The 26,370-nt window shown below is 48.2% G+C and carries 20 protein-coding genes; 16 read left to right on the top strand and 4 right to left on the bottom strand.

Annotated features, from left to right (window positions below):
- Window positions 1–66 precede the first annotated feature (66 nt).
- From KOD92_RS10380 to KOD92_RS10355, 6 genes are all read left to right on the top strand, one after another.
- Window positions 67–591 carry a hypothetical protein gene (locus KOD92_RS10380; RefSeq protein ID WP_215233468.1) on the top strand — a complete coding sequence of 175 codons (525 nt, stop codon included), beginning with the start codon at window positions 67–69 and terminating at the stop codon, window positions 589–591.
- A 53-nt stretch (window positions 592–644) separates the two neighbouring features.
- Window positions 645–1,073 carry a DUF1801 domain-containing protein gene (locus KOD92_RS10375; protein WP_215233467.1) on the top strand — a complete coding sequence of 143 codons (429 nt, stop codon included), beginning with the start codon at window positions 645–647 and terminating at the stop codon, window positions 1,071–1,073.
- Entirely contained in the window at window positions 1,073–2,392 is a 1,320-nt protein-coding gene (locus tag KOD92_RS10370) for a serine hydrolase domain-containing protein (protein WP_215233466.1), read from the top strand. The genes KOD92_RS10375 and KOD92_RS10370 overlap by 1 nt, the downstream gene beginning before the upstream one ends.
- Before the next feature lie 92 nt (window positions 2,393–2,484).
- Complete coding sequence (locus KOD92_RS10365; protein WP_215233465.1) at window positions 2,485–2,898, top strand: DUF6157 family protein; 414 nt, start codon at window positions 2,485–2,487, stop codon at window positions 2,896–2,898.
- Between the two features lie 61 nt (window positions 2,899–2,959).
- On the top strand, window positions 2,960–4,234 hold the full coding sequence (locus KOD92_RS10360) for a S8 family peptidase (protein WP_215233464.1): 1,275 nt from the start codon (window positions 2,960–2,962) through the stop codon (window positions 4,232–4,234).
- Window positions 4,231–4,461 (top strand): hypothetical protein, encoded by a 231-nt coding sequence (locus KOD92_RS10355; RefSeq protein WP_215233463.1) that lies wholly within the window; start codon window positions 4,231–4,233, stop codon window positions 4,459–4,461. The genes KOD92_RS10360 and KOD92_RS10355 overlap by 4 nt, the downstream gene beginning before the upstream one ends.
- 7 nt (window positions 4,462–4,468) lie before the next feature.
- On the opposite strand, the gene KOD92_RS10350 is transcribed toward KOD92_RS10355, so the two are convergent.
- Window positions 4,469–6,073, bottom strand: coding sequence for a M81 family metallopeptidase (locus KOD92_RS10350; protein ID WP_215233462.1), 1,605 nt, complete (start codon window positions 6,071–6,073; stop codon window positions 4,469–4,471).
- A gap of 125 nt (window positions 6,074–6,198) precedes the next feature.
- Between KOD92_RS10350 and KOD92_RS10345 the strand changes: the two genes are divergently transcribed.
- From KOD92_RS10345 to KOD92_RS10310, 8 genes are all read left to right on the top strand, one after another.
- Entirely contained in the window at window positions 6,199–6,579 is a 381-nt protein-coding gene (locus KOD92_RS10345) for a hypothetical protein (RefSeq protein WP_215233461.1), read from the top strand.
- A 108-nt stretch (window positions 6,580–6,687) separates the two neighbouring features.
- On the top strand, window positions 6,688–8,064 hold the full coding sequence (locus KOD92_RS10340) for a glycoside hydrolase family 140 protein (RefSeq protein ID WP_215233460.1): 1,377 nt from the start codon (window positions 6,688–6,690) through the stop codon (window positions 8,062–8,064).
- A gap of 500 nt (window positions 8,065–8,564) precedes the next feature.
- Window positions 8,565–9,155 (top strand): RNA polymerase sigma factor, encoded by a 591-nt coding sequence (locus tag KOD92_RS10335; protein ID WP_215233459.1) that lies wholly within the window; start codon window positions 8,565–8,567, stop codon window positions 9,153–9,155.
- A gap of 118 nt (window positions 9,156–9,273) precedes the next feature.
- A complete protein-coding gene (locus KOD92_RS10330) occupies window positions 9,274–10,359 on the top strand; it encodes a FecR family protein (RefSeq protein WP_215233458.1) in 1,086 nt (361 codons plus the stop codon).
- Window positions 10,360–10,394: 35 nt separating this feature from the next.
- On the top strand, window positions 10,395–14,009 hold the full coding sequence (locus KOD92_RS10325) for a SusC/RagA family TonB-linked outer membrane protein (protein WP_215233457.1): 3,615 nt from the start codon (window positions 10,395–10,397) through the stop codon (window positions 14,007–14,009).
- A 12-nt stretch (window positions 14,010–14,021) separates the two neighbouring features.
- Complete coding sequence (locus tag KOD92_RS10320) at window positions 14,022–15,740, top strand: RagB/SusD family nutrient uptake outer membrane protein (RefSeq protein WP_215233456.1); 1,719 nt, start codon at window positions 14,022–14,024, stop codon at window positions 15,738–15,740.
- 105 nt (window positions 15,741–15,845) lie between these two features.
- The gene (locus KOD92_RS10315) at window positions 15,846–19,109 is read left to right on the top strand and encodes a DUF1553 domain-containing protein (RefSeq protein WP_215233455.1); all 3,264 of its coding nucleotides are present in this window, start codon (window positions 15,846–15,848) and stop codon (window positions 19,107–19,109) included.
- Window positions 19,110–19,120: 11 nt separating this feature from the next.
- Window positions 19,121–20,599, top strand: coding sequence for a DUF1501 domain-containing protein (locus tag KOD92_RS10310; RefSeq protein ID WP_215233454.1), 1,479 nt, complete (start codon window positions 19,121–19,123; stop codon window positions 20,597–20,599).
- Window positions 20,600–20,654: 55 nt separating this feature from the next.
- On the opposite strand, the gene KOD92_RS10305 is transcribed toward KOD92_RS10310, so the two are convergent.
- A complete protein-coding gene (locus KOD92_RS10305) occupies window positions 20,655–21,158 on the bottom strand; it encodes a DUF4468 domain-containing protein (RefSeq protein WP_215233453.1) in 504 nt (167 codons plus the stop codon).
- A 195-nt stretch (window positions 21,159–21,353) separates the two neighbouring features.
- Between KOD92_RS10305 and KOD92_RS10300 the strand changes: the two genes are divergently transcribed.
- Together KOD92_RS10300 and KOD92_RS10295 are read left to right on the top strand one after the other, a co-directional pair.
- Entirely contained in the window at window positions 21,354–22,142 is a 789-nt protein-coding gene (locus KOD92_RS10300; protein ID WP_215233452.1) for an alpha/beta fold hydrolase, read from the top strand.
- 97 nt (window positions 22,143–22,239) lie between these two features.
- Window positions 22,240–24,042, top strand: a complete 1,803-nt coding sequence (locus KOD92_RS10295; RefSeq protein ID WP_215233451.1) for a hypothetical protein — start codon at window positions 22,240–22,242, stop codon at window positions 24,040–24,042.
- Here the strand turns inward: KOD92_RS10295 and KOD92_RS10290 are convergent.
- Window positions 23,999–25,063, bottom strand: coding sequence for a response regulator (locus KOD92_RS10290; protein ID WP_215233450.1), 1,065 nt, complete (start codon window positions 25,061–25,063; stop codon window positions 23,999–24,001). The two genes, KOD92_RS10295 and KOD92_RS10290, sit on opposite strands and share 44 nt — an antisense overlap.
- Before the next feature lie 11 nt (window positions 25,064–25,074).
- Entirely contained in the window at window positions 25,075–26,352 is a 1,278-nt protein-coding gene (locus KOD92_RS10285; RefSeq protein WP_215233449.1) for a PAS domain-containing sensor histidine kinase, read from the bottom strand.
- Window positions 26,353–26,370 lie beyond the last annotated feature (18 nt).

The following is a 26,370-nucleotide window of genomic DNA, read 5'->3' as shown; positions in this document are numbered from 1 at the left end:
GCGTGTGTAACCGATAGCCTCTATATTTGGCAAATACTCATTTACTGATCTGTAATTTAGTTAGCCATGAAAAGAATAGGGTTGATCCTTGCACTGCTGCTCTCGTTTTCTGGCTTCACCTCAAAGTCAGATTTCTCTGTTTCAGATTTTTCTACCAGGAATATCACCTTCAACGGACTTTATTTTCCTGTAAACAAGGAGGCGATCATCCGAAAATTTGGCCAGGGCAAAATTGTTCAAACAGATTATGAATGCGGCGCCTATTCAGCAGAGCAGGAAAAAGGGCCCTATTATCAACTTGCGTATAAAAACTTCAATTTTATTGGCAGCGACAAGGAAGATTTTATGCTCGAAAATGTGGTATTTGATGCAGCAGGTAAAACGGTCGTCATTTATCAGAAAGAGATTTTGAATGGATTTACAACAAAGGCACAGTTCATCACTATTTTCGGCAGCGAGGTTGAAAGACTTTTCGAAAACGGCCAGAACGGCAATACCGTTCTCCTGCAAAGTAAAGATAGCGACGACGGGCTGATGTTCACTTTTGAGCGGGGCAGGCTCGTAAAAATGGAGTATTGGTCGCCGTGCTGAATAGTCTAATATCAAAATGTGGGCAGCTATTATGCAGTTAAAAAACTGATTGAATGAAAAAGGAAAATGGTTTGACAGCCGGCGTGTCCGAGCCCGAACAAGTAGCCGAGTTTATGCAGAATTTGGAGCATCCGCTTGCATCTACCGTCCACTATCTCCGTGAAGTAATCCTGGGCACGAGTGACGCAATAGGAGAGGGCATTTACTGGAATACCCCAACCTTTTATTATACCGGTCCGATGCAGCCTTTTAATCCCAAAGATTACAAGCGCTATCTCGTGAATTTCAACCTTTTCAAGCAGGATTCGGTGCGGCTGATATTTCTGCGCGGAACCAGCGTAACAAATGCCGGCGGACTGCTGGAAGGTGATTTTAAAGATGGACGGAAAATGGCGCTATTTAGTAGCGCCGAAGATGTAAAAGCGAAGGAACAATACCTCAAAGCGATATTAACCGAACTATTGAAAACCGCCGACAACTGATGATTTCAAAGATCTACTACCTCATTATCACAGTATTAACAATCAATACCGTCTATTCGCAGACTATTGACAAAGCGAAGCTCGACGCATATTTCCAGGCGCTGGAAACGAATAATAAGTTTATGGGCAGCGTGGCGATATCACAAAGCGGCCAGCTTATTTATAGCAAAACAGTGGGATATGCGGAAGTTGAAACCCAAAAGAAAGCGAATGCGACTACCAAATATCGCATTGGCTCAATCTCGAAAACATTTACAGCAGTGCTCGTTTTCAAGGCAGTGGAGGAAAATAAAATCGCATTGACGCAAACCATAGAAAAGTATTTCCCTACTGTCAAAAACGCCGAAAAGATCACGGTAGCGCAACTTTTAAACCACCGCAGCGGGATTCACAATTTCACCAATTCCCCCGACTACGAGAAATGGAATACGATCAAAAAGAGTGAGCAGGAAATGATAGACCTGATCGCCAAATCAGGTTCCGATTTTGAGCCCGACACCAAAACGGCTTACAGCAACTCTAACTATGTACTGCTGTCCTTTATACTGGAAAAGCTCTATAAAAAACCGCTTGCTACGCTACTTAACGAGCACATTGTCAAGCCTGCCGGTTTGAAAAATACCTCATTAGGCGGGAAAATTTTAGTAGCTGACAACCAGAGTTATTCGTACAAATACCAGGACAAGTGGATCCGGCAGACGGAAACGGATATGTCGCTTCCGATGGGCGCCGGGGCGGTAATTTCCACGCCGGAAGACCTCACGAAATTTGCCGAGGCGCTTTTTGGCGGCAAGCTGGTCTCTGAAAAAAGCCTGACGCAGATGAAAACGCTGAAAGATAATTTCGGAATGGGACTGCTGCCGATTCCTTTCTACGATAAAATAAGCTTTGGGCATAACGGGAGCATAGACGCATTTCAATCTATTTTCGGCTACTTTCCCGACCAGAAAATTGCATACGCGATAACCTGCAACGGCAATACGCTTGCGATCAACAGTATCACGATCACTTTGCTCAATGCAGCATTCGGGAAGCCCGTCGAGATACTGGAATTTAAAGTTTACAACCCGGCGCCAGCTGATCTGGATCAATATGCAGGCGTTTATGCGAGCAACCAGATCCCGATCAAGATTACCGTCACCCGTTCCGGAAATTCTCTCACCGCACAAGCGACCAGCCAGCCTTCGTTCACGCTGGAAGCTACGGAAAGACACAAATTCAAATTCGACGCAGCCGGACTGGTTATGGAATTTAACCCGCCCGAAAAGAAAATGATCCTGCGGCAGGGTGGAGGCGTTTTTGATTTTAGGAAAGAGTAGCGGTTTTTGGGAATATTGATAAAAAAGTTGGAAGCTGCTGACACACGGTTGTCACCCGCGCTTTTTAGTTTTGGTAAAAGACCTTTAACACAATGAAAGAGCACACAACAAACTACGAAAACACATTGATCGAAGTGGCTGTCGACTGTCCGGTGACTGCTGCTGAGAAGCCGCCGGTGAAAGGCGACAAGAAAACGGTGGCGAATATTGCGTTCGATCTGATCAGCAAAAATCCTTACAAGTTCACATCCGACGATGTACTGTTCCAGATTTACGCTGAAAAAAACGACTTGACAGAGGCAGAAATGGAAGGCGCCCGCAAACAATATTTTTCCAAAGGCCAGGCCTGCATGCGCGCTTCACCACTGCCGAAACGTTACGGCTGGGGCATTCATAATGATGAAAAGGGTAAGGTCGCAGTGATCGCCCGGGAGTCTCAGGAATATGAAGAAATGCTCAATGACAGCACATTGAAAAAGGTTAAGGCAATGAAATCCAGTAGGTAGTAATGCAAAAACCATAGGCTCGACCCTCAAATTTGAATGTAGGAACCTTAACGATGTGAGCATGAAGAAGCCGATTTTAGGAAAACAAACATTCCTTCCCGACAATACCGAGCGCGTGTTGTCTTTTGAGAAATTTGTAAAAGAAGTTTACGACAAGAATAAGGACGAAAAGCCGCTTTATACCGGTCGCTATTTCGTCATATTCCGTGACGGAATTTCCGGTTCACCCCGCGCGATGAGCTTTTTCAAGTCCGAATGCGGCCTCTCGGTCGCGAATACCAGGGAATTTGTAAGTACCCCGATCGACGAAACGCAGATTGGCGATGCGGACGCATTGATTTATGAAGACCTGGGCATTGCGCTCGTCGGTGGAAATGAGGAGCAGATCAGGATACTCGAAAATGCCGGGGCAGGTTATATTATTGAGCCTGAAAAGATCGTGTACGTGCCGGACGAAATGCCGGCAGTTTTGAATGTGCCTTCCACCTGGGGAATTGATGCGACGCAGGCAATGGTATCCCGATATACCGGCCAGGGTATTAAAATAGCCGTTTTGGACACCGGTTTTGACGCTACCCACCCGGACTTCGCGTCTCGCAATGTGGTAACCAATTCATTCGTTCCTGATGAAACCGCCGAAGATATGCACGGTCACGGAACGCATTGCATTGGTAGCGCGGCAGGCAATCTGGATGTGAACGGAATGCGCTACGGCGTCGCGACAAATGCTTCAATCTATGCCGGAAAAGTATTGAGCAACGAGGGCAGCGGCGCGCAAGCGTGGATATTGAACGGGATAACCTGGGCTGCCGACAATGGTTGTCAGGTAATATCGATGTCGCTGGGCTCACGCGTTTTTCCCGGCCAGAGCTATGATGTAGCCTACGAAAGGGCTGCGCAATATGCCAATTCCAAAGGTGCTGTGGTGATAGCGGCGGCGGGGAATGAAAGTCGGCGGTCCCAAAATCAGTTTAGTCCGGTAGGAAGTCCGGCGGATTGTCCGTCGATTCTCGCGGTTGCGGCTGTGGATTCTAATCTGAATGTAGCCGAATTTTCAAACCGCGGTATCAACCCGGGTGGCGAAGTGGATATTGCTGGTCCGGGCGTGGAGATCTATTCGAGCTGGCCGATGCCAATGCAATACCGCACCATTTCCGGTACAAGTATGGCGACGCCGCACGTGGCCGGGCTGACTGCCTTGCTTTGGGAAAAGTACCCGAACGGCACGCCGCACCAGATTATGAGCGAGTTACGTAAGCTGGCCAAAAGGCTGCCTGTTTCAAATATGGATGTAGGAGTGGGCTTATCACAGGCACCTGTTGAACAGATCGTATGAAAAGCATTGTCATAACCATTTCAGAAACCTACCTGAGCAACTTGCGCACTGTTGCCGACGAGCTGTGTGAAGAGGGGCTTACCATTACCAATCTGTTTGAATTTGGTGTGATAACCGGCCACGCAGACGAAGAAATTTTGGGCAAGCTACGCGACCACAAAGAGGTAATTTCATTAACTGAAGAGAAACAGGCGACCATTCCGCCGCCTGATTCTCCTGTTCAGTAATTTTATATTAAATACTATCCGAAGATGGAACGATCCTGGCTTTAAGGTCGGGATCTTTCATGTCCTTGTCGAGTGGGAAAATAGGTCTTTTTACCCTTTTATAATCCAGCCCTTCCAGATTCTGGTCCACGCCGCCGGGCGTCAGCGACAATATCCAGTCAGCGCGCATATTGTACAGTTCCGGTTCCAGATAGCCGATCTTGACCACTACCACATCCGATTTCCGCGGAGCTAATCCCAACCTTGTAAAATCCGCTTCCTTGTGATACGGCTTGCGCTTTTTGGTGACGATCACACTTACATTACCTACTTTCACCACCACCTCAGTTTCCGCATTCCTGTCTCCATGCTCGATCGCCGTAACAGTTCCGACCAGCCTGATCGGAGGCGCAAAACGGGAATCGACTTTGGCGCCAGCGAGTGCATCAATTTTTCCACCTACACCCATTTCCACTGCTTTTGCAACTAGTTCAGGTCCGGGAATGGAAGCATAAATGAGCGATTTACCCTTTTCGCCCTGAAATTCTGGCCGTTTCAATATTTCCGTAATGGTCCAGGTTACGTCTCCCGCACCCCCTGCGGTTGGATTATCGCCTGAGTCACTGATAAAAAACGGCGTTTTGTCGCTGGTAACAGCTTTGTCAAGCGCCTCTTTCAATGTGCCGGTAGGAGCCACAAACTCAAATTCGCGCCTTACGTCCCAGAAGCTTTTGGCCAGCTTTTCAGCCGTTGACGTAACTGCTTTTTTGTCGTCGCCAGTCACCATTACAACTGCGTGGTTCCGGGGCTCATCCGCCCAGGCATAACCTACCCACATCGCCGCGTCGATCACTCCTTTTTGCAGGGAAGCCGGAGTTACAGCTGCATAAATGCGTTTGCCCGGTTCAATTCTCGTGCTCGTCTTTTCACCCGGAAGCAGCACCGGAATTGGGATCCAGGCTTTGTAAGCGGGTTTTCCTTTTCCACTTTCCAGTCTTGAAAGCAAATTCGTCACCGCGCGTTTCTTGGTTTGCATGGCATCTTCGTGCGGTGCCATGCGGTAGCACGTGATCAGGTCGGTGTTTTGAGCAAGCCGCCAGGAAACGTTTCCGTGCAGGTCCATCGAGGTCGAGATCACCGTTTTTTTACCCACCACTTCCCTGATCCTGACAATGAAATCTCCCTCCGGATCATCCAGCCCTACCACGCTCATTGCCCCGTGAATATCAAAAAACATACCGTCGTAAGGTCCGTTTTTCTTCAACAAATCCAGCGTTTGCTTCACCAGCGATTCGTAAGCTTCGCGGGTAACTGCACCGCCGGGCAGCGATTTTCCCACCAATGCAGGCAGCCACGTAGCTTTCGCGCGAATACCGGAATCGGCCGACATAAAAGGATAAGCCGCATAAACCTGATCGCCGTATCTGGCGTGAAAAGCTTCTTCGGTAGTCAATGCGGGTGAAAAAGTGCTGGATTCGATACCAAGTCCGGCGATGGCAATGCGGGGCAGCGCCTTGTTTTTTGAGCTGATCTCTGCCTTATTTTCTTTAAAATCTTTTTCCTCTAACCTCGAAGAAAGAGGCTGAAACGTCGCTGCGAAGAAAGAAACAGCTAGTAAAAAAGTAGTTTTCATATATATTATTTTAACAAACCGTCTTTGGGGTTCTATTTTGTTTAAACATAGTGAAAAAAGGAGAATCTCAGTCTTTGGTCTTTACACGATGAGTTTGACAGTATCTCCCAAAATCCGAGCCGACGATGGAATTTGTTTATAGATATTACTATACCTGTTTCTATCTGCATCAGAAAACCAAAGGTATGCCGCCAGATCTTGCGTGGGCGAGGGCATTACAGCAGATAGCCGCCGGATTATGGTGTCTTTATTTCGGATTGCTCATATCCATTTCGGTTCTGCTCGATAAGGTGGATTCGGTTAAAGGCGGAAACGGCTTTCTTGTCGTGGCAACCGGGTTCATTCCTGCATTTTTTCTGTATTATTTCCTTTTCAATGTATATGAAGTCTGCAAGGAAACCGGACGTACACCAAGATCTGATTTCGAGATCACGGTTGGCTGGAAACGGTTTTTTTGGTGCTCCTGGCTTGCTGCGGCTATATTCCCGTTTATAATTGGCTTGTAATCAAACGGTTATACCTGGCACAATATCCAGGATATTCCCTGGTCTGAGTGAGATTCGGCTTATACTTCACTTGCGATTTCTTCTTTAATTCAAAAATCAGGTACCAACATGAGGCTATTCGGGATTTGCTCTACGCTGTTTTCGGTTCTTTTTTGTGTAAATGCATTCGCGCAAACTTTCACAGTCAGCGATAACAAGCGCTATATATTGAAGGAAGGCAAGCCGTTTTTCTGGCTGGGCGATACGGCGTGGGAGCTGTTTCACCGGCTCGATCGCGAGGATGCTGAGTATTATCTGAAAAAACGGGCCGCGCAGGGTTTCACGGTAATCCAGGCCGTGGCACTTGCCGAGTTCGACGGCCTAGAAGTGCCTAATCCCTACGGAGATAAACCACTTTTAAACAACGACCCGACTACTCCAAACGAAGCGTATTTCAGGCACGTAGATTTCGTCATCGACAAAGCGGCCGAAGTTGGGCTGAATATCGGTTTCCTCCCGACCTGGGGCGATAAAGTTTTTAAATCAACCTGGGGAAAAGGGCCGGAGGTATTTAATGAAGCAAATGCGGAAGCTTACGGAAAATGGCTGGGTAACCGCTACAAAAACCGCAAAAATATCATCTGGATCATCGGCGGCGACCGTAACCCGCGCGCAGGTACACGCGACGTGGAGATATGGCGCTCCATGGCAGCGGGTATTACCGCAGGTGCTGGCGGGGCGGATAAAGTGATGATGACCTACCACCCGCAACCCAACAAAGAAGGCGCAAGTGAATGGTTTCACAATGACAACTGGTTCGATTTCAATATGTTCCAGAACGGACACTGTCGCGACGCTGCCGTTTACGACAATATCAAGGGCGCTTACGACCGGCAACCAGTTAAGCCCGTGATCGACGGCGAGCCGATTTATGAAGACCACCCGGTTTGCTTCAATGCGAAAGAGCTCGGCACTTCCAATGCATACGATGTTCGCAGAGCGGCTTATCTCGATCTCTTTGCAGGTGCTTTCGGGCACACGTACGGCTGTCACGATATTTGGCAAATGCATGCGCCAAACCGCGAGGCTGTCAACGGGCCGCACTTTTTCTGGCAGCAGGCGATGGATCTGCCCGGCGCATTAGAAATGAAATTTGTACGCGGGTTAATGGAATCCCGCCCAATGCTCGACCGCGTGCCCGATCAGACGATCATCGTGGAAAATGACCTCGCCTCGCACGAACGCATTCAGGCCACGCGGGGTAAGGATTACATTTTCATTTACAGTTCAAAAGGCAAACCGTTTTCTGTAAATCCAGGTAAAATATCTGGAAACCAGCTGAATGCATTCTGGTTTGATCCAAAAAACGGAAAGACAAAAGACGCGGGACAAGTCGATAACAAAGTATTGAACAAATTCACCCCGCCCGATTCAGGTTATGGAAAAGATTGGGTACTCGTGATCGACGATGCTTCGAGGAACTATCCGGTCATTAGTAGTCACTGATTGTCATTTATTGTCATTGGTAGTCACTGATTGTCATTTGTTGTCATTGGTAGTCATTTGTTGTCATTGGTAGTCACTGGTAGTCATTTGTTGTCATTGGTAGTCATTGATGTCATTTATAGTCACTGGTAGTCATTAATAGTAACTAGTGGTCGTTCTTATTACTTACAATTCTTTCTCTCAAACAAAATTCAACAATCAATGACCACAATGACAACCAATGACAACTATTGACAATCAATGACCACTAATGACAATTCAATGACAATCAATGACAACTATTGACAATCAATGACCACTAATGACAATTCAATGACAATTCAATGACAATCAATGACAACTATTAACAATCAATGACCACTAATGACAATTCAATGACAACTAAATGACCACCAGTGACCACCAATGACCACCAATGACCCCCAATGACCAAAAACATTGCAGTAATTCGTGGTTATCTTTGACTTAATAAAGAAATACTAAACTCTTTATTAAACATTTTGCCCGGTTCCGACGCGATGCAAGAGGATTTGATACGCTGGAAAAGATTTAAGGATGGCGACGTAGCTGCTTTTGAGTCGATTATCAGGGACGAATTCCGTGCCTTGTTTGAATATGGTACCCGCTTCATACACGATCGCGACACGCTCAACGATTGTATTTACGATCTTTTTACCTCACTCTGGGACCGGAAAAAATTTCTGGCAGACACCGACCAGATCCGCCCCTATTTACTTAAAAGTCTGAGGAACAGGCTGCTTAAAGAAAAGGAACGCGCCAACCACCTGACCGGCTTCGATAGCTGGCAGGAACAAACAGAGCCTGAGGACAATGCCGAATCAAGGATTATTACTTCGGAAACTTCCGCACTTCGAGAACGCAGGATCAGTTCTGTGCTCGGCTCCCTTACGCCACGTCAGCGCGAGATCATCCATTTAAAATTCTTTGAAAATCTCTCCAACGAGCAAATCTCCGACGTGCTCGAAATCTCCCGTCCCGCCGTGTCCAACCTGCTTTCGCAAGCTTTAAGGCTATTCCGCGACAAATGGCAAGCGACTATTTCTACATTATTTTTTCTATTAACTTTCTGATTTAGAGTTAGTTATATATCATTCAGGTGTTACTGGAAAATATTTTTTCAGTTTTTCCATGATGTTTCGCCTGTTCGCTGATTATCCTCCTGTAAATCGTGAAGCTTGGTGTTTTATTATGAAAAATTATAAGGATTACAATCTGGAAGACTTTCTGCTCGACGACAGTTTCCGGCTTTGGATTACCCGGCAAGATGGATCCACGAGTGATTTGTGGGAACGGATTGCGAGGGAATATCCTGATAAAAAGGTCATTATGCAGCAGGCGGGCGATCTGATCCGTTCGTGGAAAGCGCATTCGGCGGGAGTAAGTGACTCAGAGCTGGAAGAGCAGGTGCAGCGGATCCTCGAAACTACAACTTCGAAACAACCTGAGCAGAAGCCTGTTACAATGCTAAGCCGATGGTTTGCAATGGCGGCGGCAGTTGCGGTTGTCGGGTTCGGAATAGGCTGGTATGCATGGACCGGGAGCCCCGAGAAGCACACCGCCGTCGCCTACTCCGACTATGTTGCCAAAACTTCCCTTCCCATGAAGGAAATGATCAATACCAGCAACAATATAATGCTGCTGACACTGCCGGAGGGAAGCAAAGTAAAGCTCCACCCAAAAGGCAGGATTAGTTATCCGGCTCAGTTTGTGCACGATAAAAAGCGGGAAGTGTACCTGTCGGGAGAAGCTTTTTTCGATGTGGTGAAAGATGCGCAGAATCCATTTTTTGTATATGCCAACGGGCTTGTTACCAGGGTTTTAGGAACTAGTTTTCGCGTAAAAACGACCAGCACAAACGTAGAGGTACTGGTCAGCAGCGGGCGGGTTTCGGTGTTGCCTATCAAGGATATAGATCACCCCGGCGATCATAATGCCGAACTTTTGCTGACCCCCAATCAGCAGGCGATATTCTCGGTGAAAGACCATTTGATCTCCAAATCAATCACCAATATGCCGCTGGAACTAATCAAACCTGACCCGGAAGATGGATTTGTGTTCGAAAACCAGCCGGTCAGCAAGATCTTCTCAGCACTTGAAAAAGTTTACGGAATACCGATCATCTACGACGCCTCCGTCATGGAAAATTGCTCGCTCCGGGTCGAGCTCAGCCACGAGCCATTTTTTGTAAAGCTGGACGTAATCACCCAAACAATCGGCGCTGCTTACCGGGTAAGCGACGGGCAGGTGATCGTAACCAGTGAGGGATGTAATTAAAACAGCACCTTTTCACCTAAATCCATCAATACCTTATGAAAAAAAATTGTGTACCATTTAAATATCTGGTAACTGTGATGAAAGTTACGTGCATACCGTTTCTTGTGTCCCTGTTTTTTCAAAATCTGGCCATTGCAAACGACGGGTTGGCGCAGGAGCTATTGAACCGCGAAGTTACTTTACAGGTGCAGCAGCAGGATTTGATACAAGTCCTGGCCACGCTTGAAAAAACCACGAAAGTCAAGTTTTCCTATATCCCGTCGCTTGTCCGGGACCAGAAGGTTTCGGTTGACGCTTCCAAACAAAAGCTCAGCCGGGTATTGAAAGATCTGCTGGTCCCGCTGGAAATCAGTTATTCTGTTTCAGGTAAATATATTATTCTGGTAAAAAAGCCCGATGAGGCATTTGCTACGCCCAATGCATTGAATCCGGTCCCGTTACCTTATCTGCATCCGGTGGATATTACGGTTAAGGGAAAGGTAGTCGGCGGCGACAACAATGAGCCGCTTCCTGGCGTGAGCGTGGTCATAAAAGGGTCGCAGCAAGGCGCGATCACGGGCGGCGACGGAAGTTACAGCATCGTGGTGCCAGACGAAAAAGCCGTTTTGGTATTCAGTTTCGTCGGTTATATATCGCAGGAATTTCAGGTTTCCAACCGCTCGGTGATCAATGTAACGCTGGTTTCTGACATCAAGGCGCTGAGTGAGGTGGTGGTAACGGGTTATACTGCCCAATCGCGGCGTGACATTACGGGTTCCGTGAGTGTAATTGATGCGCAAAAGTTGCTGGAAGTGCCTGCTACCAATCTGGCGCAGCAGTTGCAGGGCCGCGCGGCGGGAGTAACTGTCGGTGTTGACAATACACCCGGCGGAGGCGTTTCTGTCCGGGTGCGGGGTTATGGTACGCTGGGTAACAATGATCCGCTGTATGTGATCGACGGCGTTCCCACAAAAGGTAATCTCAATACCATTAACCAGAACGATATTGAATCCATTCAAATCCTGAAAGATGCTTCCTCCGCTTCCATTTACGGTTCGCGGGCTGCAAACGGGGTTGTTATCATTACCACAAAAAGAGGGAAATCCGGCGCACCAAAGTTCACTTTCGACGCCTATTATGGTGTTCAGAAGCTGGGCAAAAAAATGGATCTGCTGAATACCGCCGAATATGGTCAGTACCTGTGGCAGAGTAAGAAAAACGCAGGTGTGGTGAATCCGACCACCGGAAATCCCGAGCATGCGCAGTATGGAAAAGGCGCCGAGCCAGTAATTCCCGATTACATTATCCCCGACGGCGCGCCCGAAGGTGACCCGCGCGTGAATCCCGCCAATTATAGTTTCAACAGGTACAACGATCCGCAGTTTGGCAAAACCAAATTCTCGATCACCAAAGCCAACAAGCAGGGTACAGACTGGATGGAGGAGGTTTTCGATGCCGGGCCTATTCAGAACTATCAAATGGGCGTTTCGGGAGGATCAGAGGTGAGCCGCTATTCTTTTTCAGCCAATTACTTCGACCAGACGGGTATCCTGATCCACAATGGATACAAGCGCTATTCCGTCCGTGCGAATACTGAATTCACTATTAAAAAGAAGCTGCGCATTGGCGAGAATTTGCAGGTCGCTTATGGAAAGCGCCAGGGCAACTACGGCAACAATTCCGAAACCAGCCAGGTATCCAACACCTACCGCGCCCAGCCGATCATTCCCGTTTACGATATCGGAGGGAATTTTGCAGGTACGCTGGGAAGTAATCTGGGTAATGCAAATAACCCGGTCGGTCAGCTGGTCAGGAACAAAGACAACGGTTATCAAGATCTCAGGTTGTTCGGAAATGCGTACGCCGAAGTGGATATACTGAAAGACCTTACCGCTAAAACCAGTTTCGGGGTCGATTTGACGGCTAATGCAGGGAAGTACTACACGCCGGTCGAGATTGAGCTGGCACATGGTACCAATGTAAATAGTTTGAGTGAAAACCGCAGTTACAGCTATTCCTGGACGTGGACCAACTCGCTGACTTATGACAAGCATTTTGGCGAAAACCACCATTTGAATGTATTCGCAGGAATTGAATCGATCGATTCTTACGGTAACTTTTTGAATGCATACCGGCAGGGTTACTTTGCTGATAATATCGATCTGAGATATATTGATGCAGGTAATCCGGCGACTTCGACGAATAGCGGCTATGCGTCTTCGATGTGGTCGTTGTTTTCCTATTTTGGTCGGTTGGACTATGCGTTTTCGGATAAATACCTGTTGCAAGCAACCCTCCGCCGCGACGCTTCTTCCCGCTTTCAGGCGGCTTCGCGCTACGCAACTTTCCCTGCGGCGAGTGTGGGCTGGCGGATTTCGAAAGAGCGTTTTATGGCGGGCGCTGAATTTATCACCGACCTTAAATTGCGTGCAGGCTGGGGACAAACCGGAAACCAGGAGATCGGCGATTTCAATGCCTATTCCACTTACCAAAGTAATCCGGGGAGCAGCGGCTACGGCATTGGCGGCAACCCGATCGGCTACGTGCAGGGTTTTGACCTCGGCAGATTCGGTAACCCGAAAGCAAAATGGGAAACGACTACTACCTGGAATTTTGGTGTTGATGCCAATTTGTTCAAAGGCAAATTTGACCTCAGCCTGGATATTTTTGATCGCCAAACGAAAGATCTCCTTTACACAAAAGCCTACGATCCGCGACTTGGCGACGCCGCCATTCCCGCTCAAAACATCGCTTCTCTCGAAAACAAGGGGCTTGATCTTGGTTTGAATTACAATGATGCGGTCATGAACGGCGAGCTTACTTACAGTCTCGGGGTTAATTTCTCGACTTACCGCAACAAGATCATCGCATTGGATCCGCAAAATCCAAACGACTTTCTGCCGGGCTTTTCACTGCGGACACCGCCGGTGACCCGCTCCATTGCCGGCCGGCCGATCTCTTCATTTTATGGGTACATCATCGATGGGATTATGCAGAATGAAGAGGAAGTGCAGTCGCATGCGAAGTTTCCGGGATACTACGATTCCAATATCAATATCAACGGCGTGCGGACGCAGGGTGTTGGTAAATTCAAATACCGCGACGTGAATGCTGACGGTGTGATCAATGCGCAGGATCAGACTTATATCGGCAGCCCGCACCCGGATTTCACTTACGGGATCAATGCCAATGTAGGCTACAAAAACTTTGACCTGACCATATTCGCGCAGGGTGTACAGGGAAATGATATCTTCAATCACGTGCGGTACTGGACTGATTTTGAGGTATTTCAGGGAAATCGCTCTACGAGAATGTTGTACGAATCGTGGCGGCCGGATAATCCGAATGCGAAGCTGCCTATCCTGGATGCAAACGATGCGCAAAGCGGCGAGCCTTCCACTTACTTTGTTGAGGACGGATCTTATCTGCGCTTTAAAAACATCCAGCTGGGCTATTCATTGCCAAAATCGGTATTGAATAAAATCGGTGCAGACCAGCTGCGGTTTTATGTGCAGGGACAAAATCTGTTCACATTCACCAAGTATTCCGGCCTCGATCCGGAAATCAACCTGCGCAATTTCAACAGCGGTTCCGATCGCCAGATCGGTGTGGATGAAGGGGTGTACCCAACTCCGAAAGCGATCATTGTAGGACTTAGTTTAGGTTTTTAAAATCGACCCATTATGAAAAAAATCATCATACTCGCAATTGTTATCCTGGCCTCTTCCTGCGGGGACAGTTTTCTGGAAAAAAGACCTCAGGGACAATACAGTCCCGATATTATATTGACTACCGCCGGAATCGAAGGCGCATTGGTTGGTGCTTACGGATTACTTGACGGAATTGGTACCAGCGGCGTAACTGCCTGGCACGGAGCGGTTTCTAACTGGATTTTCGGCAGCGTCGTTTCCGACGACGCCTATAAAGGTTCAGACGCAGGTGACCAGCCGGAGCAGACCTTTCTGGAACGCTACGTCTGGCTGTCAACCAATACCCACGTTTACGGGAAATGGCGGACACTTTACGATGGTGTTGCACGCGCAAACGACGTTTTGAAATCGCTCCCGAAAGTGACCGGGCTGGACGATGCACGCAAACTGCAAATTCAGGCGGAAGCGCGGTTCCTGCGTGCGCATTATCATTTTGAAGCAAAAAAAATGTGGGGGAATATCTCTTACATTGACGACGCGACCTGGGATACTGAAAATCCGGAAAGTGTACAAATACCGAATACAGAAGATGCTTGGCCAAAAATTGAGGCTGATTTTCAATTCGCTGCTGAAAATCTTCCTGCAAGCCAGGCACAGCCGGGCCGCCCCACCAAATGGGCTGCACTGGCGTATCTGGGCAAGTGCCACATGTACCAGGGATTCCCAAAAGGAGTACCCAATGTAACACACCTTGCAGCGGCGAAAGCGGCTTTGATTCAGGTGGTTAATAGTGGTAAATACAAACTCATGGAGCATTTTCACGACAATTTCGCGGCCGAAACGCGCAACAATGCGGAGTCTGTTTTTGAAATACAATACAGTGTGACTGCGGCCGATGGTTCGAGTGGAAATCAGGGGGATGAGCTTACTTATATGTACCCGAACGGTCCCGGCGGCTGCTGCGGATTTTATCAGGGTTCGCAAAATCTGGTCAACGCATTCAAGACTGACGCGAAAGGTTTGCCGCTGACTAAAACTTTTAACGATTCAGACGTGAAAAACGACGAAGGGCTGCTTTCTTCCGCGCCTTACGAACCTTATACCGGGCCGCTTGACTCTCGGGTGGACTGGACAGTGGGCCGCAGGGGCATTCCTTATATTGACTGGGGCGTGCATCCGGGCCGGTTCTGGATCCGTGACCAATCTTATGCGGGGCCGTATTCTTCCAAGAAACAAATTGTAAGCAAAGCTGAATCTGGTAAGACCGGTAACCCTCGCCAAACCACCAACAATTATCGGTTAATGCGCTACGACCATGTGCTGCTTTGGCTGGCCGAATGCGAAGTGGAATTGGGTAACCTGGAAGAAGCAAGGAAATATGTGAACCAGATCCGCGCCCGCGCCGCCCGGCCAGACGGTTTTGTGCTGACCGATGACGGAAAGCCAGCCGCCAATTATGTAGTGGGGCTCTACACTGCGCCCTGGGCCGATGTAACCAGCGCCCGCGATGCCGTCAGATTTGAAACGCGCCTTGAATTCGCCATGGAAGGTCACCGCTTTTTTGATCTGGTTCGATGGGGAATTGCGGTGCCCGTTCTGAATGCATATCTTGATAAAGAGAAAACAAAACGTACCTATCTCAGCGGCGCGCGGTTCGAAGAGAAACATCAATACTACCCGATCCCGCAGCAGGCGATTGTGTACAGTACAAAAGGCGGACAGGCCAGTTTGGTGCAAAACCCTGGTTACTAGCGAACTGAATACCAATCCGTCGGGTTCTTACTTTGCGGATTGGTATTAATCCGTTAATTTCATATACGATTGCCCGAAAGAATACCCATACAACATTCACCATTCATGCCTAAGTCCTTTTTAAAATACAGTCTGATATTTTCGGTTGCGGGGTTGGTTTTCACTTCCTGTGATAAAAAGGTAGAGCTGCCCGACGACGTAGCGCAGGAAATGTCCCTGCTCGTGCAGCCTGTTGACTATACTTATGATGTGAAGCCGATTTTGTCGGACAGATGTTTTGCCTGTCACGGCCCGGACGCTAACCACCAGAAAGGCGACCTTCGGCTCGATGTGGCGGAGGTAGCTTATAAAAAAGAAGCGGAAAGCGGGCTGAAAGCGATTAATCCTGGCAAGCCTGGCAGCAGTGAACTGGTGCAGCGGATCCTTTCCAAAGATCCCGAAATCCGCATGCCGACGCCCGAATCGCATCTTTCGCTGACAGCGCGGGAGAAGGCGATATTGATTAAGTGGGTGGAAGAAGGGGCCGAATACAAGCCGCACTGGGCATTTACCAAAGTTGAAAAACCAAAAGTACCTGCGGTCAAAAACAAGAAATTTGTAAAGAACGATATTGATAATTTTATTCTTAAAAAGCTGGAAGACAAGGGGATGATCCCTGCCCGAGAGGCGGACAAAACCACATTGCTGCGCCGCGTGTACCTGGATCTCACCGGCCTGCCGCCGACGCCCGAGGAAGTGACAGCTTATCTTAACGACAAATCGCCGAATGCATACGAAAAAGTAGTTGACAAACTGCTGGCATCCCCGCATTATGGCGAGCACATGGCCGTTCCCTGGCTCGATGCGGCACGCTACGCAGATACCCACGGCTACCAGGACGACGGCTTGCGAACTGCCTGGCCCTTCCGCGACTGGGTCATCAAATCATACAATCAGAACCAGCCTTATGATCAGTTTGTGACCTGGCAGCTGGCCGGGGATATGCTCCCGAATCCAACCCGCGACCAGCTGGTGGCGACCGGTTTTAACAGAATGCACCAGCAAAGTCAGGAAGGCGGCATTGTGCCCGAGGAATACCGCGTAGCCTATGTAGCCGACCGGACCGATACTTTTGGCAAAACTTTCCTGGGTATTACGGTTGAATGCGCACGCTGCCACGATCATAAATATGACCCGATCAGTCACAAAGACTACTATTCGCTTTATGCGTTTTTTAATAATAATAATGAAAACGGGCAGATCCCTTACAATGGAGAAGCGAGCCCGACGATCACTTTGCCGACTCCCGAAGCTGATGCAAAACTGAAGTTCATTCACCAGAACTTATCCAGAGAGAAAGCCGCATTGAATGCGCATACAAAAGTGGCCGATCAGAACTTTCAAAAATGGCTCGTGACAGCACGCGCTGAACCGGAAAAAGCTTTGGTTTCTGAAAAATCAGACCTGGTCGGACATTTCACTTTCGACGAACCGCAGGGTAAGGAGTTCCAAAATCTGGCTGATCCGAAGCACAAGGCGACAGCGGAAGGTGACGATAGTTTGTCTAATGTGGCTTCCAGAAATGGCAAGCTCGGGAAAGCAAGATATATTTTTGGTGAGAATGCAGTCTCGTTCGGAGATAAGTTTGCCTTTTTTGAGAGAAATCAACCTTTCAGCGTCAGTATCTGGCTTAATCTGCACGATCCTGGCGTAACTGGTTCTTTGTTCCATAAATCGAATGGCGTAATGAACGGTTACCGCGGCTGGAATGTGTTTCGCGAAGCAGACGGCCGCATTAAGCTGATAATGAGCCACGTGTGGCCGGAAAATGCGATCGAGATTCAGACGGTTGATAAATTTCCACTCAATAAATGGACGCAGATCGGTTTTTCTTATGACGGTCTGAGTAAAGCTGCCGGACTGAAACTGTACGTAAATGGCCGCCCGGCGAAAATCACTGTGCACAATGACCAGCTCACTGAAAGTATTCTTTACGGAAAAAACAAAACAAACTGGTACGTCGACAGGCTGAATATCGGCCGCCTTTCAGACCAGCGGACGAAGAATTTTGAAGTGGATGAATTTAAGATCTATACTAAAGCATTGACGCCGCTGGAAATGCTGGGCATGTATAGTTTCAAAAACGAGGTGGTAAATGCATTGAAAACACCGGCCGCTCAGCTCAAACCGGAGCAGCTCAATGCATTAAAAGAATATTATCTTGTTAACATCGACGAAGAATACAAAAAGCTAAGAGCTAAAAGCCAAGAGCTAATAGCGAACGAAACCGAAATTCTGGATAAGGAAATTGACGTAATGGTAATGCGGGAAAGAAAATATCCGCGTAAAACTTTCATCCTTAACCGTGGAGCCTACGATGCGCCGGGAAAACCAGTGACGACCGACACGCCGGACAGCTTCTTCAAAATACCCAAAGAATTCCCAAAAAACAGGCTGGGTTTGGCCAAATGGCTGCTTCATGAGGATCATCCGCTATTTACAAGAGTTTCTGTAAACCGGTTCTGGATGATGTATTTCGGGAAGGGATTAGTGGTTTCAAGTGACGATTTTGGCAACCAGGGCGAGCTGCCTACACACCCGGAATTGCTTGACTACCTGGCTGCTACGTTCCGCGAATCGGGCTGGGATGTGAAGGCAATGCAAAAACTGATCGTAACATCTGCGACTTACCGCCAGTCTTCCAAAACGAATGCGAAGTCGACCGAAGCTGATCCTGAAAACCGGTTGTATACCCACGGGCCAAGCTACCGGATGAGCGCCGAGCAGATTCGGGATAATGCGTTGGCATCGAGTGGGTTACTTACGCGTGAAGTAGGGGGCAGGAGCGCCTATCCGTACCAGCCGGCCGGACTTTGGGAGGCGCTCGCTACCCGGAACGAGGTTACTTACAAGCAGCAGCACGGCGATAGTTTGTACCGGAGAAGCTTGTACACGATCTGGAAAAGAAGCTCGCCGCCTCCTATGATGCTGAATTTCGATGCAGCTGAAAGGCATTTCTGTGTCACAAAAAGACAAAAAACGAGTACGCCTTTGCAGGCATTGGTCGTCATGAATGACCCGCAGTTTGTGGAAGCTTCCCGCGTATTAGCGCAGCAAATGCTAAAAAAGGGGAAAACGCTCGACGAGCAGATTACCTACGCATTTACTGCATTGACCGGCCGCGCCCCGGATGCAAAGGAAAGGCAGGTTTTGAAAGAATTGTACGAAGAAGAATACAGCGATTTCAGCAAGCATCCGGCCAAGGTGAAATCGATATTGGCGGCAGGGGAATATCCGGTTGACAAATCGCTGAACCCGGCTCAGGTTGCCGCAAGTACCATCGTGGCGAGCACGGTTATGAACTTTGACGAATTTTTGATAAAGAGATAAAAATCAGCAGCATGAGCTTTTACAACGAACTTGAAAACCATGTCCACGAGCAACTGAGCAGGAGAAATTTCCTCTCAAAAACGAGCCTTGGACTAGGCGCAGCGGCGATGGCTTCCCTGTTGAACGCCGATAATAGTATGGCGAAAAAGCCGGTGCAGGCAGCAGGAGAAGCCGCAGGTTTGCCGCTCGGCCACCCGCACTTCGCCCCGAAAGCCAAGCGGGTCATTTATCTGTTTCAAAGCGGAGCTCCCTCGCAGCTGGAACTCTTCGATTATAAGCCGAAACTGGAAGAAATGTGGGGCAAGGACCTTCCCGAATCCGTCAGGAAAGGGCAGCGGCTCACTGGAATGACAGCCGGGCAGAGCAGCTTTCCGCTTGCGGCGTCCAAGTATAAGTTTGCGCAGCACGGTGATCATGATATGATGATCAGCGAGTTAATGCCTTATACTTCGAGCATTGTCAATGATGTGACTTTCATCCGCTCGATGTTTACCGAGGCCATCAACCACGATCCCGCGGTGACGTTTTTCCAGACGGGCAGTCAGCAGGGCGGGCGGCCTTCGTGGGGTTCGTGGATCAGTTACGGGCTTGGCTCGGACAACCAGAATATGCCGTCGTTTGTGGTATTGTTGTCCAAAGGCCGGCCGGGTGACCAGCCGCTTTACGCCAAGTTGTGGAGTAACGGATTTCTGCCTTCTGTGCACCAGGGCGTGGTTTTTCGCTCGGGACCTGATCCTGTTTTTTACCTCAATAATCCCGAAGGTATCGACCGTACTAGCCGTCGGCGCATGCTGAATTCACTTGCCAAATTGCAGCAGGGACAGTTTGAAAAAATCCTTGATCCGGAGATCAATTACCGCATGGCGCAATATGAAATGGCTTACCGGATGCAGACGGCCGTGCCGGAAACGATGGATATCTCCAAAGAACCAGACTATATTTTTAATTTATACGGAGAAGAATCGCGCAAGCCGGGCACATTCGCGGCCAACTGTCTGCTCGCGCGCAAGCTGATCGAAAAGGATGTGAAGTTTGTGCAGCTCTATCACCAGGGCTGGGACCAGCACGGAAATTTGCCGAACGATATCAAAACAATGGCGAAAAGCGTCGACCAGGCTTCTGCCGCATTGATCACCGATCTGAAACAGCGCGGGTTACTGGATGAAACGCTGGTAGTGTGGGGAGGAGAATTCGGGCGCGGCGCTTATTCGCAAGGAAAACTTACACGCGATAATTACGGTCGCGATCACCACCCGCGCAGCTTTACAATCTGGATGGCGGGTGCCGGGGTAAAAAAGGGTTTTGTGTACGGGCAGACCGATGATTTTGGATATAATGTGATCAAAGATCCTGTTCATGTGCATGATTTTCAGGCGACTGTCATGCATTTAATGGGTGTCGATCACGAGCAGCTGATCTTCAAGCACCAGGGCCGCAGGTACCGCCTGACGGACGTGCATGGAAAAGTAGTTAAGCCGATCCTGGCATAAATTTCACTTCAGAACAAAAAAATGGCCGGATTCGCATTGGATCCGGCCATTTTCTTTAAAACGCTTCGTAATCTTTTACATGCCCTCGCAGCTCATGAAGTATACTATTGAACTTGACACTGAGATGCGTATTAAATGCCAGTAACTCTTTTTCTGATTTTAAAATGGTGCGGATCGCATTGAATTTGCCGTTTCCGACATCCAGCAGTTCCACATTGTAAATAGTCGCCCGATATTTGCGGTTAACACATTCTATTACAAGCGCATATCTGAACTGGTACAACCCACCCGAAGTCAATTCGGAGCGGGGGATATTAATGCTGGTCATAGCCTGCACGACAAGATCGCCGGTTTCTTTGTCAGAAACGAGGACTTTTCCATCAGGATGAGCCTGTGCTACCCAAAGTCTTGCGCGGCGAAAAAGGTCGATTTCAGCGACTGAGCCGCAATCAACCGTTTCTGAAATAAATATTTTCTCGTTTTGTGGTGGAGAAAGAACCGGACTTGCCTGTGTGATCATAACAGAGAAACAGATAATGAAGAAGGATAGTTTTAACATTTTGAAGGCTTTTAACATGTTTATCAGATTCGCAAAATTGAGACCGTCCGCAGACCGGTGCAATTCGACTTATCCAACGGTACAAAATCAGCCGTGAAAGGTTCTGATGATTGTAAACATGGTATTGAAGCGATTCAATTATCCTGTGAAAATATAAGGATTATTTTGCTGGGGTGTATTAAAATAGGAATGATTATGCAAAACGAATTTGGATTTCAATCTGGTTACGAGCAGGTTAACGGCATTAAAATGTACTACCAGATCCACGGTGCCGGCGACGTTCCGCTCGTTCTCGTGCACGGAGGCGGCTCTACGATCGAAACGACATTTGGTAACATTATACCTTTTTTCACAAAAACCAGAAAAGTGATCGCTGTTGACCTGCAAGCGCACGGCCGCACCGGTGATCGGGAAGCAGGCGTTAGTTTCGAGCAGGATGCAGACGATGTAGCAGGTCTTCTCAAAAACCTGAATTTCGAAAAAGCTGATTTTCTGGGATTTAGCAACGGTGGCAGTACGGTATTGCAAATTGCGAGTCGCCACCCGCATTTGGTCAGGAAATTGGTAACCGTTGCAGCGACCTGGAAAAGGGCAGGCCTGATCTCCGGATTTTTCGAATTTATGGAAACTGCTACGCTGGACAATATGCCTCTGCCGCTACAAAGTGCCTACCTCGAAGTGGCTGAGAATAAGGAAGGCCTGCAAGTGATGCACGACAAAGACCGCGACAGAATGCGCGCATTTCAAGACTGGCCGGAGGAAATTCTCACTAATCTCGACGTGCCTGCTCTCATTATTTCGGGTAATCAGGATGTGATCACGATCGATCACGCGGTGGAAACGGCGAAGCTTATTCCCCGTGCGGAGCTGCTCATACTGCCGGGTATTCACGGTGCTTGTATCGGGGAAATATGCGCAGCCCGGCCGGGTAGTAAAATGCCGGAATTCACAGCGGCGGCGATCGCGGAGTTTTTGGATAAATGATGACATTTCTCAGTTGTCACAGCAGATTCTGTCAGTTTTTTTGAATTCGGGCAGCGATACTTTTGGATGCAGATTGTTAAATCTAATCCAATAAAATATGTCGCATACCTTCCATATTCCGGTTCTCGGGCTGGGATATTCCATTGATACGCCCGTAAAAGTTGCTCACTTCGGTATTTCTTCCGTTATCTCGATTGTCGATGATGAGCTGATCGAACGAATGCGCAGATACTATTATAAACAGCTGGACGAGGATTTCGAGCCAATTTCAAAATCAACAGAAGATTACCGCGCCCGGCGGATCACAGATTACCTTAACCTGATCAGGCGCATTGCCGACCAGCGTTTTAAAAGCTTGATCCAGTCACCATTCCAAAATAATTCTGAGATCGACCGTTACTTTCAGCTGCTTCCGGCGTCGTCGTCTCTGAAAGCTGAATATGAAAAGCTTCGCCGCCTGCCTGGCACTTCGCGGACTGCTGCCGAGGCAAGGTTGCGGGCGCAGCTCACGCAGGGGGAAATTGATGTGAATATCATGTCGAAGGTCGATAAGGTGAATAGGGATGGGGAAGGCGAAAGTCTGGGAGATATGTATACCGACGCGCTGGCTGCTATGCGTGGTTTTGCGGAAAGTAACCTGCGATCTTCGCTCGTTTTGTCAGCCGGAATGAATCCCAGGCTATATAGTTATCTCGAAAATTTCCCCGACTTTTTCCCGGATTCGAAAGGCGGGTTTAAGAAAAAGCTGATCCTCAAAGTGAGTGAATTCAGATCTGCACTTATTCAAGCGAAGTTTTTGGCAAAAAAGGGAATCTGGGTTTCTGAATTCAGGGTTGAATCCGGGCTGAATTGCGGCGGGCATGCATTTGCCACGGAAGGTTACTTGCTGGGACCTGTGCTGGAAGAATTCAAAGTGAAACGAGAAGAAATGCGTTCCGAGCTTTTTGAACTTTACCGTGACTCCATTGCTAGCAAAGGATGCGAGATTTCGCAGGCTCCCAAGGTAAAAGTGACCGTGCAGGGAGGCATCGGTACAGCCGCCGAAAATGATTTTTTAATACAACATTATCAACTCGACGCTACGGGCTGGGGGAGTCCCTTTCTGCTCGTGCCGGAGGTTACAAACGTGGATCAGGAAACGCTGGATGCGCTGGCGACTTCGGAAAGTGAGGACTATTATGTCAGCGATTCGTCACCCCTCGGAGTACTATTCAACAACTTCAGGAAAAGCAGCGCCGAGCGCCAGCGGCTTGACCGCATTGCAAAAGGCCGGCCGGGAAGTCCATGCCACAAACGTTACCTCGTTTCGGATACAACATTCACAAAAGAGCCTATTTGCACTGCGTCGCGGCAGTTTCAGAATTTAAAGATCAGGGAATTACGTGCTTTAAACCCAGTCAATCTGGAAGAGCAAATTGACAAAGTAACCGAAAAACTGTGCCTTTGTGATGGGCTAACTACGGCCGCATTACTAAAAAATAACCTGCTCAATCCACGCGAAAACAAAGCGGTAGCAATTTGTCCCGGGCCAAATCTTGCCTGGTTTTCGGGCATACTGACACTCGACGAATTGGTAGGCCACATTTATGGAAAAATCGATCTGCTTTCAAGAAAGCCGCGGCCGCACATGTTCATCAACGAACTGCGGCTTTACGTCGATTATCTGAAAAAAGATATGCAGCGATTTGCAGGTTCCGCAGATGTTAAGAAGGAAAAATATTTTGCAAAATTCAAAGATCAGCTCCTCAACGGAATTGCTTATTACCGAGAGCTGATCCCGCTATTAAACGAACCTGAGGCTATTCAAAAAGAAATGCTGACACAATTGGCCAGCATTGAAAATGAGTTAGTACCGGTTAGTTCCGCATCCGAAGCAGCTTGTCATATTCCAAAACGGTGATCAGGCTGCCTTTCATATCGACCAGCTTTTCATCCTTGAAATCAGAGAGGGTACGGATCACAGTTTCAGTGGCCGTACCCACAATGGAAGCAATATCCTCACGCGTAATCGACATCGAAAACGGCTTGGTACGATCCTCCTGGTAACGTTGGACCAGCATCACCAGCGCCTGTGCCACCCTTTTTCGTACAGAATTGTAAGCGAGTTGCAGCAAACGCTCCTCCCGTTCCTTGATTTCGTTCGAAAGCATTTTGATAAACTTCGAAGCCACTTCACGGTTCCCCTGCAATAGCTGAAAAAAATCGTCTTTGGGAATCATCGCCACTTCCGCTTTTTCCAGCGCGATCGTCGATTCCTGATAAGGCTCGCCCTGTAAAAGATCGAGGTACCCGAAAAAATCGCCCTCCTTATAAAGGTCAGTAATGTATTCTTTTCCGTGATCGTTGGATTTATAAGCCTTTACCTTTCCCGTTTGAAGGAAATAAACGTGGGAGGGGTAGCTGCCTTCGGTATATACCGTTTCTTTCTTTTTTAAATGCTTAACCTTCTTGTCCTCAGCGAGTTTCGCGAACAAGTCGAAGGATTTTGCCTCTTCAATGAATCTGTCCAGTCCGTCGGCCGAGCGGTCGAATTGTTTTTTGAGGCGATCGCTTTTTTTTAGCCGCATCTCAACCGCATTCAACAGTTCCACGTCATCGTAAGGCTTGGTCAGGTAGTCGTCGGCGCCCATCGTCATACCTTTCCGGTAATCGTCTTTTTCAGCTTTGGCAGTCAAAAACACGAACGGAACGTGGGCGGTACGCTCGTCTTTTCCGAGCATGTGCAATACTCCGTAACCGTCGAGCTCGGGCATCATGATATCGCAAATGATAAGGTCGGGCTCGTAGCTGGTCGCCAGCTGTACACCTTCTTTTCCGTTTTGCGCGGTAACTACCTCGTAATTGGCCAGTTCCAGAATTTCAGCCGTATTCTCCCGCATTTCGGGGTTGTCTTCGATCAATAGTATCTTCTTGGTTTCCAAGTGAATGCGTTTTAAATGTCTGTTTCTATAACCGGGCCAGCGGGTGCGTGATTGGGTAGGAAGAGATTGAAAATAGTGCCTTTACCGGTGTCGCTTGTAAAGTCGACTTTGCCGCCCATCAGGTCCATGTAGTTTTGAACGATATTGAGCCCCAGCCCGGTACCCTGCGTATTTCCCGCATTCTGAGCGCGAAAAAAGCGGTCGAAAATATGCAGCTGGTCCGTTTGCGGAATACCGATTCCCTGGTCTTCTACCTGAATATCAATCGATTGTTCCCCGGTTTTTATTCTTAAATAGATAGATTTTCCTGCCTCTGAATATTTAATCGCATTGGAAAGCAGATTGAAAAGTACGTTGCGCAGAAGTTGCTTGTCCAGCCACACTTCCTCAGCGCCTTTATAATCAAAATATATAATTTGCCCCTCTTTACATTGATTTCTGATCTCCTCAATGAGGTTCTGAGAAAATTCGCGCAGGTTCGTCTGCACAGGAATACTTTTCACGCGGCCTTCTTCCAGTTTTCCAATGGACAAAAAATCGTTTAAGATCTCCGTCAGGTTAGCGACGGTCGACTTGATACGCTGTACATGTTTCTGGCGTTTTTCTTCATCTTCCGTTTTCGGATATCGCCCGATCAGCGATGCCGAGGACAGGATGGTAGCGAGCGGCGTGCGAAATTCGTGGGAAGCGATGGTCACGAACTGGCTCTTCATATTGTTCAGCTCGCGCTCCTTTTTCAGAGCCCTGATCACTTCCTCCTGCGATTGCTCCACACGCTGAATAGCCAAAGCCAGCTCCCTCGTGCGTTGTTCCACGCGCTCTTCGAGTTCCGCATTCAGTTTTTGTATTTCAAGATTTGCCTCGATAATGCGGTTTTCCTGCTTTTTTCTTTCTGTTATATCAATAACAAAACTCACTACAAACTCTCCGTCGGAGGTTTTAAACGGGCTCAGACTTACTTCAACCGGAAACTCGGAACCATCACGGCGCCGCGCAAATAGGTCCATCATGTGCCCCATACCTCTTGCCCGGGGCATTTCGAGGTAGGTATCGCGGTAGCCGACGTGGTTTTTTGAATAGCGTTGCGGGATCAGCGTCTCGATCTTTTTGCCTATCAATTCCTGATCGTGGTAACCAAAAAGCTCCCTGGCCTTGGGGTTCAACATTACAATACTGGCGCTTTTATCCACCACGACGATTCCTTCCGTCGCGTGTTTAAACAGTGCGTCCAGCATTTCGATGTGCCGTGTAATCACCTGGGTATGGATTAGAATATCTGTATCAAACATACCAAGGTACTTGACTCA

Source organism: Dyadobacter linearis (assembly GCF_907165045.1).
In the GTDB taxonomy this organism is placed as follows: Bacteria; Bacteroidota; Bacteroidia; order Cytophagales; family Spirosomataceae; genus Dyadobacter; species Dyadobacter linearis.
The sequence above is the reverse complement of the archived record's forward strand: the minus strand, read 5'-3'. Positions and strand labels throughout refer to the sequence as shown.